The organism is Coprococcus comes ATCC 27758, from assembly GCF_025149785.1.
Classification (GTDB): Bacteria; Bacillota; Clostridia; order Lachnospirales; family Lachnospiraceae; genus Allocoprococcus; species Allocoprococcus comes.
On sequence record NZ_CP102277.1, the window covers coordinates 239,591 to 252,873 of the forward strand.

The window sequence follows — 13,283 nt, forward strand, 5'->3', positions numbered from 1 at the left end:
TTATTTTTTGTCGAAGATCCAGTAGGCATTTGCCGTAGCATGGATTTCCGACATCATATCAAATTCACGGTTAATATAGTTCTTTGCGTCACTGTCATTGGGATCATTGACCAGTACCTTGCCGTTTGCCGTAACACCTCGGAGTACGATGAAGTGTCCGCCGCTGGTGAAAAGTCCTGCCCGCTGAGAGGAGATGACCGGACAGCCTTCGGAGAGTGCCTGAAGTACCGTATTGGCATTGCTGGTCTGTGTGACGCTGCCACAGCCGAAATGACTGGCTGCAGCCTGAAAGTAGCTCCAGTAGGTTCCAACTCCCGGCTTGTAATAGGAATTCCCGCACCATGCCACCGCATCCGGAGGGGTAATGGTATTCCCGGTCAGGTAGCTGGCGATCATGGCAAAGCTGGTAGGCCCGCAGCCGGAAGATGCGATGGAGCCGCCGCCATAAGGAATGTTCCCGTAATCGGTCTGGAGATAGTGCGGAATCTGCATTCCGTTTGCCGGATAGCTTCCGCCGGTATTGGTAATCTGATAATACCGGAGAACATGCTCCACATATTCCTTGTCCCCATACCGGTCATAATGCCAGTTCGGACGGGCACACATCATATCCGAATAAGCAATGGCGTTTTCTTTGGTATAACCGCCGTCACGTTCCATTGCCCAGTCGATATAGCCGGAGCCGTAATTGTAACCCTGAAGCGCCAGCTTGATGCGGTCCAGGTCGGTAGGTCCGGTACATCCTGCTTTATCCAGTGCATACTTTAATTCCTGAATCCCACATTCGATGGAATAAGCAGGATCGGTGATGCCGTTGGGGACATGGGGGTATTTCTTATTAAAGCCGCCTTCTGCCGCCTGCATGGGATCGCTTCCACGCCCGCCGCTTTCCTGCATCATGACTGCCATGAGGAGTTCCACATAAGCTTCCATGCCGTATTTCTGTGCGACCTGCTGGATGGTAGCCCGGTAAGCCAGCACCTCATCGCTGACACCTACCGCCATGGCAAGACCGGAAGCGGAGCCGCCAAAGAACATGGTCAGGTTTTCCACATAACTGTCTGCCGTTTTTTTCTGCTTATCGGTCAGATGAAAGACGTGATCTGCAAAGTAGGCATCTCCGGCATAGCTGACCGTGTAGGTATGGCGGGTAAAAGTAACCTTTCTGGGTGGTGCATTTTCCTCTTCCGCCGGAACTTCCACCGTGGCCGTTTCTGAAGTAACGTCATAAGAAAAAAGCCCGTCCTCGTTTTCCCGGATCAGGCTTTTGAGTTTGCTGATATTTATATTTTTATAGTCATCCTGGCTGGCACAAAACTGTGCGATGAGCTGGTTCGCATTTACGATGATACTGGAAGCGTAAGGATCGCTGATAGAGGCAGTATCTCCTTCCGGGAGTCTGGCAATTTCCGCATTGATCTTAGCAAGCAGTGCATCATGGCTTTCCTGAAGCACCTCCACGATTGCCTGATTGGAAGCCCGGATATTTTCACTGATTACCGTGTTGCTGGTCAGTGCTCCGGTATTTTCAGAGAGGTCTCCGAAGACGAGTCCCGGAAGCATGACAAGGAACAGAATGGGAAGCATCAGTACACCGCCGACGGCTGCTCCAGTTTTCGCAAGGGTGCGCCTGTGCCGGAATACTGTACCGATGACAGCAAGAGGACTGCCCATCAAGGCTGTTTTTGGCATGTTACATACGCTCCTTTCGCTGTGGGGCTGGCGGCAGTTTCTGGACAATGGATTCATTGTAGGCTACTTTGCCGCTGCCGGAAGTATATGGTGTTTTTTCGACCGTATCCTGTGCATACTGCTTGTACCAGGTGGAACCATCCACGGACTGTACCGTAGAGTAGGAGCCCTGAGTAGGAGCTGCATACTGGTCGGCATGGTACAGGGCAAAATCCCGGTTTCCGGAGCTTCCGGTTTCGGTACCGGTGATCCTTCCGCCACCGATTTCTACATTATCATAGGAAGAACCGCCGCCCGGATTGATGCCCATATAGGAAGTAAAGGCTTTCTGTGCGTCTGCTCCCTTGATGGAACCTACCTGACCGTAATTTCCCTGTGCAATGTTGCTGATGACCTGATTGGCAAAGTCTCCGCCTTTGTTCAGGGATGACTGGTAGAGCATGTTTCCGATACTGCTGTGTTCGGTATAACCGGTTGCGGAATTGACCGCTTCTCTTTGTACCTGTCTTCCCACTGCCCCGGCAAGCCCGCCGGATAGGAAGCTTCCTGCGACAGCCGCACTTCCGGGAGAAGAGGCTTTGTGGTAGCCGCCACCACCATGGGAACGCATGGAACCGGTCAGGCTCCGTCCTGCAATCAGAAGTTCAGCCATCATGTTTCCTCCGGTATTGCCGACATTGATGCCAAGCGATGCCAGAAAAGAATCAATTTTCTGGGATACCTTTAAAAAGGCAATGGCACACAGGAACCAGACGAAGACATTTCCGGTTACCGCTTCCTTTCCCTGACTGGCAACTGCCGCTTCCACGTCTGCTTCCGTAAGCTCCGCTGCAAAGACCGGCATGGAGCAAAACAGTACCAGACAGGCAGTTAGTACCAGGAATGGTATGAGTTTCTTTCTAAGTTTCATTTTGGTCCTCCTTTCTTATAGGGATAACGGATTGGCAAGGAAGGTGCCGACCATAGAAGTAAACAGCCGCAGGCACCACGCATTCATCAGAAGCAAAAAGAACTGGCCGCCAAGCATCCGGCACCAGCTTTTGAAGATATTTCCGGTTGACTGGCTGGCACCCATGGAAAAAGCTGCCGGGGCTGTGTAGACCAGTACCCCCAGAAGAATATAGCGTTCTGCCGCTTCAAAGAGCAGTTTGATGTAGTTCCACGCCAGAATCAGTACCAGAATCAGTGCAATGATGGCTACCGCCCCATTTGCACAGACTCCCAGGATGACTGTGACTACGGAGTTAAAATCCGCAAATTTTAAAGGCGGCAGGTCTTCCGTCAGAATCCAGTTGTACGGTGTTCCTGAAATCTTCAGGAGCAGATCCACAATATCTTTCGCATAGAAGGTGAGAAAGATAAAGAGGAAGGAACGGATGGACAGCTTAATGGGATCTTCCGCTTCGATACCGGCTCCCATAAAGTAATTTTTAAAGAGCTGCCATACCCAGTTTAAGAGGATCAGCCCGATGCCCAGTGCCAGAAAGACCTGATACATGGTCTCGGCAGCAGGAAAGTAGCGAAGAAACGTATCCATGGAACAGCCCAGAGCACCGAGGACTGAAGTGGTGATCAGATCCAGAATGTTCATGACCTGTTCGGCAATCCATTCCACGATTCCGTCAAGTATTCCCATAGTGGCATCTCCTTTCGTCTATCCGTTCCATTTTCCGCCTGCAAAGAACGGGGTGATGTAAGCCATGATAAAGCCAAGCCCGTTTAAGATCGCCCAGGTAATGACGATACGCTTGAGCCATGCACGTGATTCGTCCACGGTTTTTCCGCTTTTGGAAAAATTCATCATCAGAAGGGCAACCGATGCCGTTACGACTGCAGCAATGGTGGAAATGAGGATAATCTGGTTATAGACATCCTTCATGATCTCATTGGCTTTGGTCCAGATGGTAGCGGCAAAAACCGGCTGTGTGTATCCGCAGAGGACTGTGACAGCCAGAAATGCAGCATACAGGCATCTGCCATAATTGACATGCCGTTTTGTGTCCGGCGGAGCGTTTTTCAGTTTGTGTTTCACGTAAAAGTACCTCCTTTTTATAAGAGCGGCAGGAGAATTACCTCCCCTGCCTTTGCTTATGGTTTTCCTGCCTCAAGAAAGGACGCAGCCCGGTCAATGCAGGCTGCGTCCTAAATCAAAGTATGAAATTGTAAAGATCCTCCTATCTTACAGAAAAAACGCAGCTTATTTGCCGCAGGAGAGGCTTCCCATACGGCAGTGCTGCGTTTCGTTCTGCATATAATTTTGACAATATCAATTTTAACATGGGTAAATTACCGCTACAATCGCAGGACTGTGCCAGTTACAGACGATGGAGTGCCAAAAATGTGACCAACGCTAAAAGCGTTATAAATGCAATCCTTATGGATACTGTAAGCGTGATTTGCAACCAATTATACTGGATTTACATGACTAATGCTTTAAGCGTTAGTGAATACTGGAAGGAGGAGGTGTGCGTGTGAAAGGAATGGGAAAGGCAATCCGCAGGTACAGGGAAGAGGCAGGAATTACGCAGGAGAGACTGGCTGAACTGGTGGATATCAGTACCAACCATCTGGGTGCGATTGAGCGGGAAGTGAAAACACCTACGATGGAAACATTTGTAAAGCTGTTGAATGTATTAGGTGCGGAACCGAATGAAGTGCTGAAGGAAGTGATTCCTCTTACCAGAATGGAACATACTTCTGTAGTGGAAGGAAAGCTGGAAAGGCTCACACCGAAGAAGCAGGAAAGCGTGCTTCGGATGCTGGATGTGATAATTGAAGAGATGATGAAATAGAAGCTGTCTGCGAAATTGCCGCAGGCAGTTTTTTTGAAAGCTGTATATGCAATAAAACACATAAAAATATGCGATTTATGATGAAAGTGATTGCAAGATTTGATATAGTAATCCTAAAAGCATTATAAAACTAATTCTTAAAGGATGACTATAATATGAAAAAGGGATATGTGGGATTATTGGCATGTGCGTCAGGAATTCTGATCGGACTGGGAATCAGCCGGCTGGATCTGACAGGTTATCTTGAAAAAACACAGGAGCAGGAATATCACCCGGTAGAAAGAAAGGTGCCTGAATCAGTAGAAAGCAAGCTGAAAGATCCAAAACAGTGCTGGCTGTGTGGAAGCGATGAACGGAGTATGATGGATTATTTCCGGAAGTTTGACGATCTGGGAGTGATCTGTACCAATCACTGGTATGTGATGGATATGCATATCCGGAATCATGATGAGGACGGGAATCTTACCGGCCCGCAGGGAAACGGGCATATGGGTTATACCGGGACAGGAGAAGGCGGCTGCTTTTTCCATACGGAGCAGATGTCGGATTACGGGATTTCCGAAGTATCGGTGGATTACGGGGAAGATAGTATCTTCGATGTGAAAAAAGTACAGAACCATCTGTGTCAGGAATGCCTGGATAAGCTGGTGGAAAGCATGGAGGTATTCTGTGAGGAAACGCAAAAACCCAAGCCCCGTGATCTGGTACTGGTGGATTTTCAGACATTGGAGCTGTACGCCATTCAGGAGCATAATGCGGGATACTTTATCCGGGATTATTATGTGGAAATTGAGTCGGAGGAAGATGGGGTGGAAGTAAAGGCATTTTACTGCCCGAAGCTTAATAACGGGAAAAAGGATGGAGAATAAATTGAGGTTTGCATTGGTGAGGAGTATAATGTAAGTACGTGTTATGTATTGGAAAAACTTGAATTTAGCAGAAAGAAGGATTGTTATGAAATTTATCAATACTAGAAAATTCACATGGATAATTTGTATAATAGGATTTTTGCTTGCTCTTGTAAGTATATTTTTCTTACCGAGTATTATTCCAGTACATTTTGCAAATGGGATTGCGGATGATTATGGAAGAAAAATACAAATATTTTTATTTCCTATATTACAAGTGCTTATCACTTTTTTGACTGGACGAGAAAAAGTAAAATATTGCCTGACACATTCAAAAACTTTCTTAACGGACATTCAGTTTAATTGGATGATAGATGGTGTACTTTTATTGGTAATGTTTGCAGAAATATGGGTTATCTATGCTTCATTTGCATAGAAATACTTGCATAACAATTTACATTTGATTGAGCAGATAAAAATGATTTGAGGTGGTAGCAATGAAAAAGCGATTGGGAATCATAGCCGGAATTTTAGGAATTGTATTGGCAGTCATTGGCATTGTACTGAAGCAGAAAGAAAACACAGCCGTTTCTGTTATTGGTGGTGCGGATGGCCCGACTTCTATTTTCATAGCAGGGAAGTTAAATGGTGATAATTTTATTTTTATGATTGTAGTTGGAATTATTTTATTGATTTTGGCAGGAGTTATTTTTTACAAACGTAAGCATTAAGTTACAGTTTTTTAGACTGTGTATGGCGGAAGAACCGGGAAAGTGTAGATATATCATGGGGATTTTGGAAAAAAATAAAAAAAGTAAGGGTACAGCGTTTGTCTATGATGAGAATAATGATTACTATAAGATGGAAATAAACGGGATTGAATTTGTCTGTGACAGTATACATTCCGATTATGAGAAGCATGCAGTTGAACTGGCACAGGCGTATGAGAAAAGGCTGCCGGATATCGTGGATTATCTTATGCCGGATATAAAGGAGATGTTTGGAATTACAAATCCAGATGTAATAGCAAACTCACTAGGAAAGCCGAGTATAGATTTGGATAGAGGAACACTGACTTATCTGGAGCACACAATGGACAGCCTACATATTATTGAAATGGAATTTGACGGTATCTTCACGGCATTCTATAACTCCTGTATTGATGGATAGGACTTTAGTAACATAGAGCTGCAGTTGTCTACAGCTTTTATCCAGACTTCGGATGTTACAGAGAAGCAATCAGAAATGGATTGATCGATTTCTGAAGCAGTATCCGGTGAAATCCTTGAACATATGAAGGAAAAGTATGTATGTTAATTTTATTTTTATTGTAGACAAAAGATAGGACTGATATGATAAAAGAACAGGTTATTACAAATAGAGGTGGAGTATTTGATGCAGAAAATATTATTACTGGAGGATGACTTGAATCTAAATCGGGGAATTGCCCTGTTACTTTCACGGGAAGGGTATGAGGTTCGTCAGGTTTATACAATAAAGGAAGCAAAAGAAGCATTTCAAAAAGGAGATTATGCTCTTGTTATCAGCGATATTACATTGCCGGATGGTACAGGACTGGATTTTGGAAGGATGGTACGTGCAGGTGGAGATACATATCTTATCTATCTTACGGCTTTGGATCAGGAAATAGATATTGTAAATGGTTATGATACAGGGGCAGATGATTATATTACCAAACCATTTTCACTGATGGCTTTGGTGTCGAAGGTGAACGCATTGATGAGACGGCTTTCTAAGGTACAGGCACAGATTATGTCTTCCGGAGAGATTACGGTGCATATGAAAACGATGCAGGTGTATAAAGGGGATGAACCAGTTACTTTAAGTAAGAAAGAATTCTCTCTGTTGCTGTATCTCTGGGAGAATGCAGGACAGATTGTTTCAAAAGAAAGTATCCTGGAGCATGTATGGGATATAGACGGTCAATTTGTCGATGATAATACGGTTACTGTCAATATAAGCAGACTGAAGAATAAACTTGGAACAGAAGAGATAGCGAATGTGAGAGGACTGGGATATATATGGACCGGAAAGGTAAACAAAAATTAAAACGGTATTTTATCGTATATGTAATCTTTGCAGTATTTTTTACAGTAGGAATGTATCTGATAACAAAGTATGAGGAAAATGCGAAAGCAACGCAGATAGCACTGCTCCTTGCAGAACATCCTGAACTGGAAGGGGAAATAGTTGCAATCTGGGAAAAGTCAGGAACAGTAGATTTTATAAGAGACCGGGACGATCAGAAGATAGAAAGAGTCGTACAGATGCTGGAAGAAACTTATGGTTATCACTCAGGGAGTGGATCTTCAGATGTGGTTATAAGGATTATCTGGGGAATTGGATTACTAGTGGGAGTCATAGTATGTAGCCTGTTCTTGTACCTGGACCGAAGAAAAAACTGGAGCAGATACGGTGATGAGGAACAATTACAGCAATTATATGAATGTCTGCAGGAATTCAGAAAAGGAAAATTCCAAACATATCCTGAAGAAACATCAGAATCGGAACAATGGTTAAAGGTGTGGGAATCTGTAAAGGAGCTGGGGCAATATTTCGAAGATTTGAAGGAACGTCTGGAGCAGGAAGAAAATGGTACGAAGAGTCTGATTACAGATATTTCCCATCAGTTGAAGACTCCGCTTGCATCACTCCGGATGAGTCATGAGCTGGTGGCAGAAAATCGGGTTACAGGAGAAGAACAGAGGGAGTTTCTGGAGCAGGAATCACAGGAACTTACCAAACTGGAACAGCTCTTGAATGAACTGGTAAATCTTTCAAGGCTGGAAACACATATGATCCAGATACATTCGCTTCATGAAAGCCTGAAGAAAACGCTAACAGAGGCTGTCAGTCAGATTTATATGAAGGCAAGAGGAAAAGATATTTCCATTCAGGTGGAGATGGATGATGATATAGTTGTGAACCATGATTCAAAATGGACGGTAGAAGCATTAACGAATATCCTTGAGAATGCAGTCAAATATTCACCGGAACATACAACGATTACAGTGAGGACGCAGGAGCTAGCAAGCAATGTGCTTATTGAAGTAGAAGATGAAGGAATGGGCATTCCTGCGGAGGAACTGCATAAGATCTATCAGAGATTTTACCGGGGAAGGAAAGCAAAGGAACAGGTAAAAGACGGAGCGGGTGTCGGTCTGTATCTTGCCAGAAAGATCATAGAAGAACAGGGGGGGACAATAGCAGCCAAAAGAAAGGCTGAGAAAGGTATGATATTTAAAGTGACACTGCCGCTCATAATAGGAGAATAGTCGGAACCCTTACAAAACTGTTATGGTTGTTGTAAGGGTTTTGTAATGCAGGAATGTTATAGTAGGGGTATGAAATGGAAAGGGGACTTGAAGATATGAGTAGTATTTTAAAAGTAGAAGATCTAGTAAAGTATTATGGAGAAGGCGAGAATCAGGTGAGAGCCGTGGATCATACAAGTTTACAGATAGAGAGAGGCAAGTTTACAGCTATCGTAGGACGTTCCGGCTCCGGAAAATCTACACTTCTGCATCTGATTGGAGGGCTTGACAGACCGGATTCCGGCAAAGTATGGATTGATGGAACCGATATCTATTCTCGAAAAGATGATAAACTGGCACAGTTTCGAAGAAAGAAGATAGGATTTATCTTTCAGGATTTTAATCTGATTCCATCGCTGAATGTGTGGGAGAATATCGTTCTTCCGCTGGGACTTGATAATCGCAAGGTAAAGCCGCGGGAAGTGGAAGATATTCTCAAAAAAATCGGACTGCAGGATAAGAAAGATGCGATGCCGTCTGCTTTGTCTGGTGGACAGAAACAGAGAACTGCGATAGCCAGGGCATTGGTGACAAGACCGGCGATAATTTTGGCGGATGAGCCGACTGGAAACCTTGATTCCCAGACTGAGCTAGAGGTTATGAGCCTATTGAAAAGCTGCGTGTCGGATTTCGGGCAGACGCTTATCATGATTACCCATGATGAAACGATTGCCCAGATGGCGGATGAAATGATTATCATTGAAGATGGCAAGGCGGTGAGAAGATAATGAAGATGACGACCAGAGTTGCATATTGCAATATGCGGCATTATAAGAGCAAAAACATACTGATTGGAATTGCCATTATCCTGACAACATTACTGCTGTTCGTAATCCCATCAATCGGAAAAGATATGGTGGAAGTGAACTTTGCGGTAATCAATAAGATTTATCCAACATGGCATGCCCTTTATCGGAACGTGGACGAGAGTACAGTTATGAAACTGGCGGCACATCATGATGTGAAAACTTACGGACTCCGCAGCGATGCGGGGTACATGAATCTGGAAGATGCGACGGTTTCCATGATGTATATGGACAGAACAGGGATGGAACTTTATAAAGTGAAGCTGAAAGAGGGGCAACTTCCGCAGAAAGAAAATGATATTGTGGTTTCAAAAGGAATACTGGAAGCATTAGGACAGAATGGGAAAATCGGTGACACTATCACAGTACCTTATCAGATTCTGAAAGATGACGGACTGGATTATACGAAGGAGAAAGACTTTCGAATCTGTGGTTTTTTAGCAGATAATGAGAGCAGCAAAGAACAAAAACAATATACATCATTGGTTTCAGAGGCCTTTCTGAAAGCGGAGATACCGGTAGAACAGGTGAAATATCGGTTTTTACTTCAGGTGAATGGACAGAAAGGAAATACGACTGCAGATTATACAGAGACGATACAGAATATTGCCAGACAGTTCGGGATTTCCGAGGATGACATGAATATTAATAAAGAGTATCTTGCAGCAAATTATGTGGATCCGGCTACAATTCCGGTGATTGTAGGAATCATGCTTATTGTTGTATTGGCGGGCATTATCACAATTTATAGTGTTTATTATGTATCTATGAACCAGAGGGTTCGGGAATTTGGAAAGTTAAAGGCAATCGGGGCTACGAAACGGCAGCTTAGACAAATCGTACTAAGAGAGGGAATGGGAGTGGCGTTGTTTGCCATTCCGATAGGACTTTTGATCGGAACAGTTGCTGTGAAAGTTGTACTTCTCCAGTTTGTAGAACATGCAAAGGATTCAAACGTACTTATAACAGAGGCATACAAGGTTGTAGCTAAAGGAGAAGTCCAACTTTATTATTGGTGGATTTATCTGTTGGCAATTGCAGTGACTCTGTGTACAGTGTATCTGTCACTGATGAAGCCTATGCGTATGGCGGCGAAGGTATCAGAAATAGAAGCTATGCGTTACCAGGGAGGCAGTAAGCGACAGAAAAGCAGCAGGAAGGGATATCAATTTCTGAATATCGGACGACTGACCAAGAGAAATCTTGCAGAGAATAAAAAGAAGAGTACTATCACGATTGTATCTATGGCCGTTACCGGAATATTTGTCATGATGGTAGCAACGGTGCTGTCTTGTGCAAATCCGATGGAAAGTGCAAAGAGTTCGATTGTGGGGCAATATGAGATTTCTCCAATTGTGGAATCCGGGAATAAAGAGCATCCTGAATATGAATGGGCGGAGGTTCAAAAGAATAATCCATTAAATGAAGGACTAAAGCAGCAGATAGAGGAGCTTGACGGTGTTGAGCGGGTAGATGTGTTTACCGCGTTGAAGGTATCAGGAGGACCTTTTGAAGAAAAAATTGGAACCGAATTTATCAATGGAGTGCCGGAAGAATACGCAGAAGAGCTGAAAAAAGGAATCACTGAAGGCAATGTCACATACGAGGAATTGAAATCCGGGGATAAAGTGATTCTGGACAGCGCGCTACTTCACTGGTATCCAGATATTAAAGTGGGAGATAAGCTGAAACTCAATATTCATGATGGAGATAATACCTTTCAAAAAGAGATTGAAGTGGCAGCAATTGGTGAATATGGAAGAGGTCTGACAAACTATAACTGTCTTATCATGGCAAAAGAAGGGGCAGAGAAACTTACCATAAATAATTCTTCCAGCTATTTTCAGGTGATTGCAGATAAGGATTATGATGAGGCACTGGAAGCATCTCTACAGGCTATTGTGGATGGATCAGGCAGACTGCAGATGCGTACCTGGAAGAATGAGTACGATACATGGGAAAATGCCATGCAGATGACTAGAGGTGCATGTTATGCATTTATCATCATTCTGGCAGCAATCAGCATTATGAACTTGATTAACACAATGATCAATAGTGTCCATGTGCGAAAAAAGGAGCTTGGCATGATGCAGGCAATCGGAATGTCGGACCGTCAGTTGATGAAGATGCTCCAGTTGGAAGGTATATTCTATACAGTAGGCACTCTTATTATCAGTATCGGAGTGGGAAGTCTTGCAGGATATCCGTTGTTTTTATATGCAAAGCGTACAGGAATGTTTGATATCAGCACATACCATTATCCGGTAACAGCAGCTATTATTATAATTTTAACATTGTTTGTGATACAGATGTTATTGGCAATATTCATTGCAAAGTCAGTAAGGAAAGATTCATTGATAGAGAGAATTCGTTTCAGTGAGTAAGAATATAAATTTCTGATGTTTAATGCAGATACTAATCAATGTCATAATAAAAAGGGGGACTTGATTTCTCAAATCCCCCAGTGTATAATGAACTCAAGAAAGGTATTCAGATGCAAAATCTGATGCCCTCAGTTAAATTTTATATTCTATGTATAAGTCATAGCATCCAAAACTTTCCTAGGGTCGTGGATGCTATTTCTTATTATGTCGATCTATATAAGTCAAAGCCGCAAAAATTACCAATAGTAAAGTCAATACTTCCATTGTATTCATGGGCATCACCCTCCTTGGATACTAGAGGGCAAAATCGAAATGCATCCGTCTTTCCGGTTCAGTAATACCGAATCAGTATAACACGTTACCGTTTTCAGTACAATAAGGTAATGGTCTGAAAAATATTTTATTCTGTCACCTTATGTAGCTGTATCGTGAGTATTTGCTGGACTAATTGGTGCTGTATATGAAAAAAAGCTATTTAAAAATAAGGTGGAAGCCTTATATGGTCTGCTTGATGATGCGGGTGATGATGCCGAGGGCAACATTACGCTCTTCATCAATATGCGTCACCACAAAGGATACCTGATCCTTTTTCCCGACTGTCCGGCTGTCATAGCAGGAGTGGGCAATGGCATTGACACCGATGGAGAGCCGGACAAAGACGGTGCCTTTATGGATGTCTTCCACAGTTCCGGCGTATTTTCCCTGAATCTTACATTTTTTCATGTTTTCCTTGCTGGTGTTGCCTTCCACACTTTTGACATCTGCGTGGACAATGACCTGCTCCGGTGAGTCTGCCCGCACATCCAGGATGCGTACCAGGATGTGATCGCCTACCTGGAAGCGTTCTCTGGCATCACCCATCCAGTCGAAGGACAGGTCTCTGGCAAGAATGGAGGTTTCCACACCGAAAATTTCTGCCCGGACTACCTTTTCCGCAACAGCAATGACTCTTGCCTGCACGATACGGTCTTCATAAACTTTCGGCATTCCGGAAGCATCTTTATCCAGATAGAAGATCTGGCGTTTCTTCAGCATCGCTTCTTTCCGGCTGGCGACAATGCTGCGTGTCTTCGGATCTAATCCCTTAATCAGAAAATCAATCTCACATCCAAGCATATTGTTGAGGATTTTGTTCTGCCGCAGAGCAAGCTCCCCATAATCGTGTGCTTCATCCTGCATGAGATGGATCATCATCTCAGTTACTGGGATGACAGTACGGAAATCCTTGTAGTAAACCACGGCAATGAGGCTGCCGTTTTCTGTTTTCTCGATACCGCCAAGCATTCCGGTTAAGATCCGGCGGGTACGGTAGGCATTCTGGATCTCATGCCAGGTAAGGTCTGAAATGGACTGGGCTGTTTCCAGCTTCGCATCGGAATCCAGAGTTAAAATAGGTGTGTTGGTTGTTTCGTTTGGCATCATAGTG

General features: G+C 44.0%; 14 protein-coding genes. 9 read left to right on the top strand and 5 right to left on the bottom strand.

Annotated elements, in window-relative coordinates; all coding sequences use genetic code 11:
- Genes NQ556_RS01260 through NQ556_RS01275 form a run of 4 tightly spaced genes read right to left on the bottom strand, consistent with a single transcriptional unit; the run spans nt 1 to nt 3,724 of the window.
- Nucleotides 1–1,692, bottom strand: coding sequence for a lysozyme family protein (locus tag NQ556_RS01260; protein WP_005333517.1), 1,692 nt, complete (start codon nt 1,690–1,692; stop codon nt 1–3).
- A gap of 1 nt (nt 1,693) precedes the next feature.
- Complete coding sequence (locus NQ556_RS01265) at nt 1,694–2,602, bottom strand: hypothetical protein (RefSeq protein ID WP_005333520.1); 909 nt, start codon at nt 2,600–2,602, stop codon at nt 1,694–1,696.
- A gap of 15 nt (nt 2,603–2,617) precedes the next feature.
- Nucleotides 2,618–3,328, bottom strand: coding sequence for a hypothetical protein (locus NQ556_RS01270; RefSeq protein WP_005333522.1), 711 nt, complete (start codon nt 3,326–3,328; stop codon nt 2,618–2,620).
- Between the two features lie 18 nt (nt 3,329–3,346).
- Nucleotides 3,347–3,724, bottom strand: a complete 378-nt coding sequence (locus NQ556_RS01275; protein WP_005333524.1) for a hypothetical protein — start codon at nt 3,722–3,724, stop codon at nt 3,347–3,349.
- Nucleotides 3,725–4,172: 448 nt separating this feature from the next.
- On the opposite strand from NQ556_RS01275, the gene NQ556_RS01280 reads away from it, so the two are divergent.
- The 9 genes from NQ556_RS01280 to NQ556_RS01320 all read left to right on the top strand — a co-directional run bounded on the left by NQ556_RS01280 (nt 4,173) and on the right by NQ556_RS01320 (nt 11,857).
- Nucleotides 4,173–4,484, top strand: coding sequence for a helix-turn-helix domain-containing protein (locus NQ556_RS01280; protein WP_179960461.1), 312 nt, complete (start codon nt 4,173–4,175; stop codon nt 4,482–4,484).
- Between the two features lie 155 nt (nt 4,485–4,639).
- Nucleotides 4,640–5,353, top strand: a complete 714-nt coding sequence (locus tag NQ556_RS01285) for a hypothetical protein (RefSeq protein WP_005333529.1) — start codon at nt 4,640–4,642, stop codon at nt 5,351–5,353.
- A gap of 85 nt (nt 5,354–5,438) precedes the next feature.
- A complete protein-coding gene (locus NQ556_RS01290; protein WP_022415592.1) occupies nt 5,439–5,768 on the top strand; it encodes a DUF1648 domain-containing protein in 330 nt (109 codons plus the stop codon).
- A gap of 61 nt (nt 5,769–5,829) precedes the next feature.
- Entirely contained in the window at nt 5,830–6,063 is a 234-nt protein-coding gene (locus NQ556_RS01295; RefSeq protein ID WP_005333531.1) for an LPXTG cell wall anchor domain-containing protein, read from the top strand.
- Nucleotides 6,064–6,118: 55 nt separating this feature from the next.
- Nucleotides 6,119–6,502 (top strand): hypothetical protein, encoded by a 384-nt coding sequence (locus tag NQ556_RS01300; RefSeq protein WP_226850873.1) that lies wholly within the window; start codon nt 6,119–6,121, stop codon nt 6,500–6,502.
- Between the two features lie 225 nt (nt 6,503–6,727).
- Entirely contained in the window at nt 6,728–7,402 is a 675-nt protein-coding gene (locus NQ556_RS01305) for a response regulator transcription factor (protein WP_005333533.1), read from the top strand.
- Nucleotides 7,375–8,628 carry a sensor histidine kinase gene (locus NQ556_RS01310; protein ID WP_005333534.1) on the top strand — a complete coding sequence of 418 codons (1,254 nt, stop codon included), beginning with the start codon at nt 7,375–7,377 and terminating at the stop codon, nt 8,626–8,628. Before NQ556_RS01305 ends, NQ556_RS01310 begins: the two co-directional genes overlap by 28 nt.
- A 95-nt stretch (nt 8,629–8,723) precedes the next feature.
- Complete coding sequence (locus NQ556_RS01315) at nt 8,724–9,395, top strand: ABC transporter ATP-binding protein (RefSeq protein WP_172676439.1); 672 nt, start codon at nt 8,724–8,726, stop codon at nt 9,393–9,395.
- A 5-nt stretch (nt 9,396–9,400) separates the two neighbouring features.
- The gene (locus tag NQ556_RS01320) at nt 9,401–11,857 is read left to right on the top strand and encodes an ABC transporter permease (protein ID WP_243426630.1); all 2,457 of its coding nucleotides are present in this window, start codon (nt 9,401–9,403) and stop codon (nt 11,855–11,857) included.
- Nucleotides 11,858–12,352: 495 nt separating this feature from the next.
- Here NQ556_RS01320 and NQ556_RS01325 read toward each other — a convergent pair whose 3' ends face one another.
- On the bottom strand, nt 12,353–13,279 hold the full coding sequence (locus NQ556_RS01325) for a S1 RNA-binding domain-containing protein (protein WP_005333538.1): 927 nt from the start codon (nt 13,277–13,279) through the stop codon (nt 12,353–12,355).
- Between the last annotated feature and the right edge of the window lie 4 nt (nt 13,280–13,283).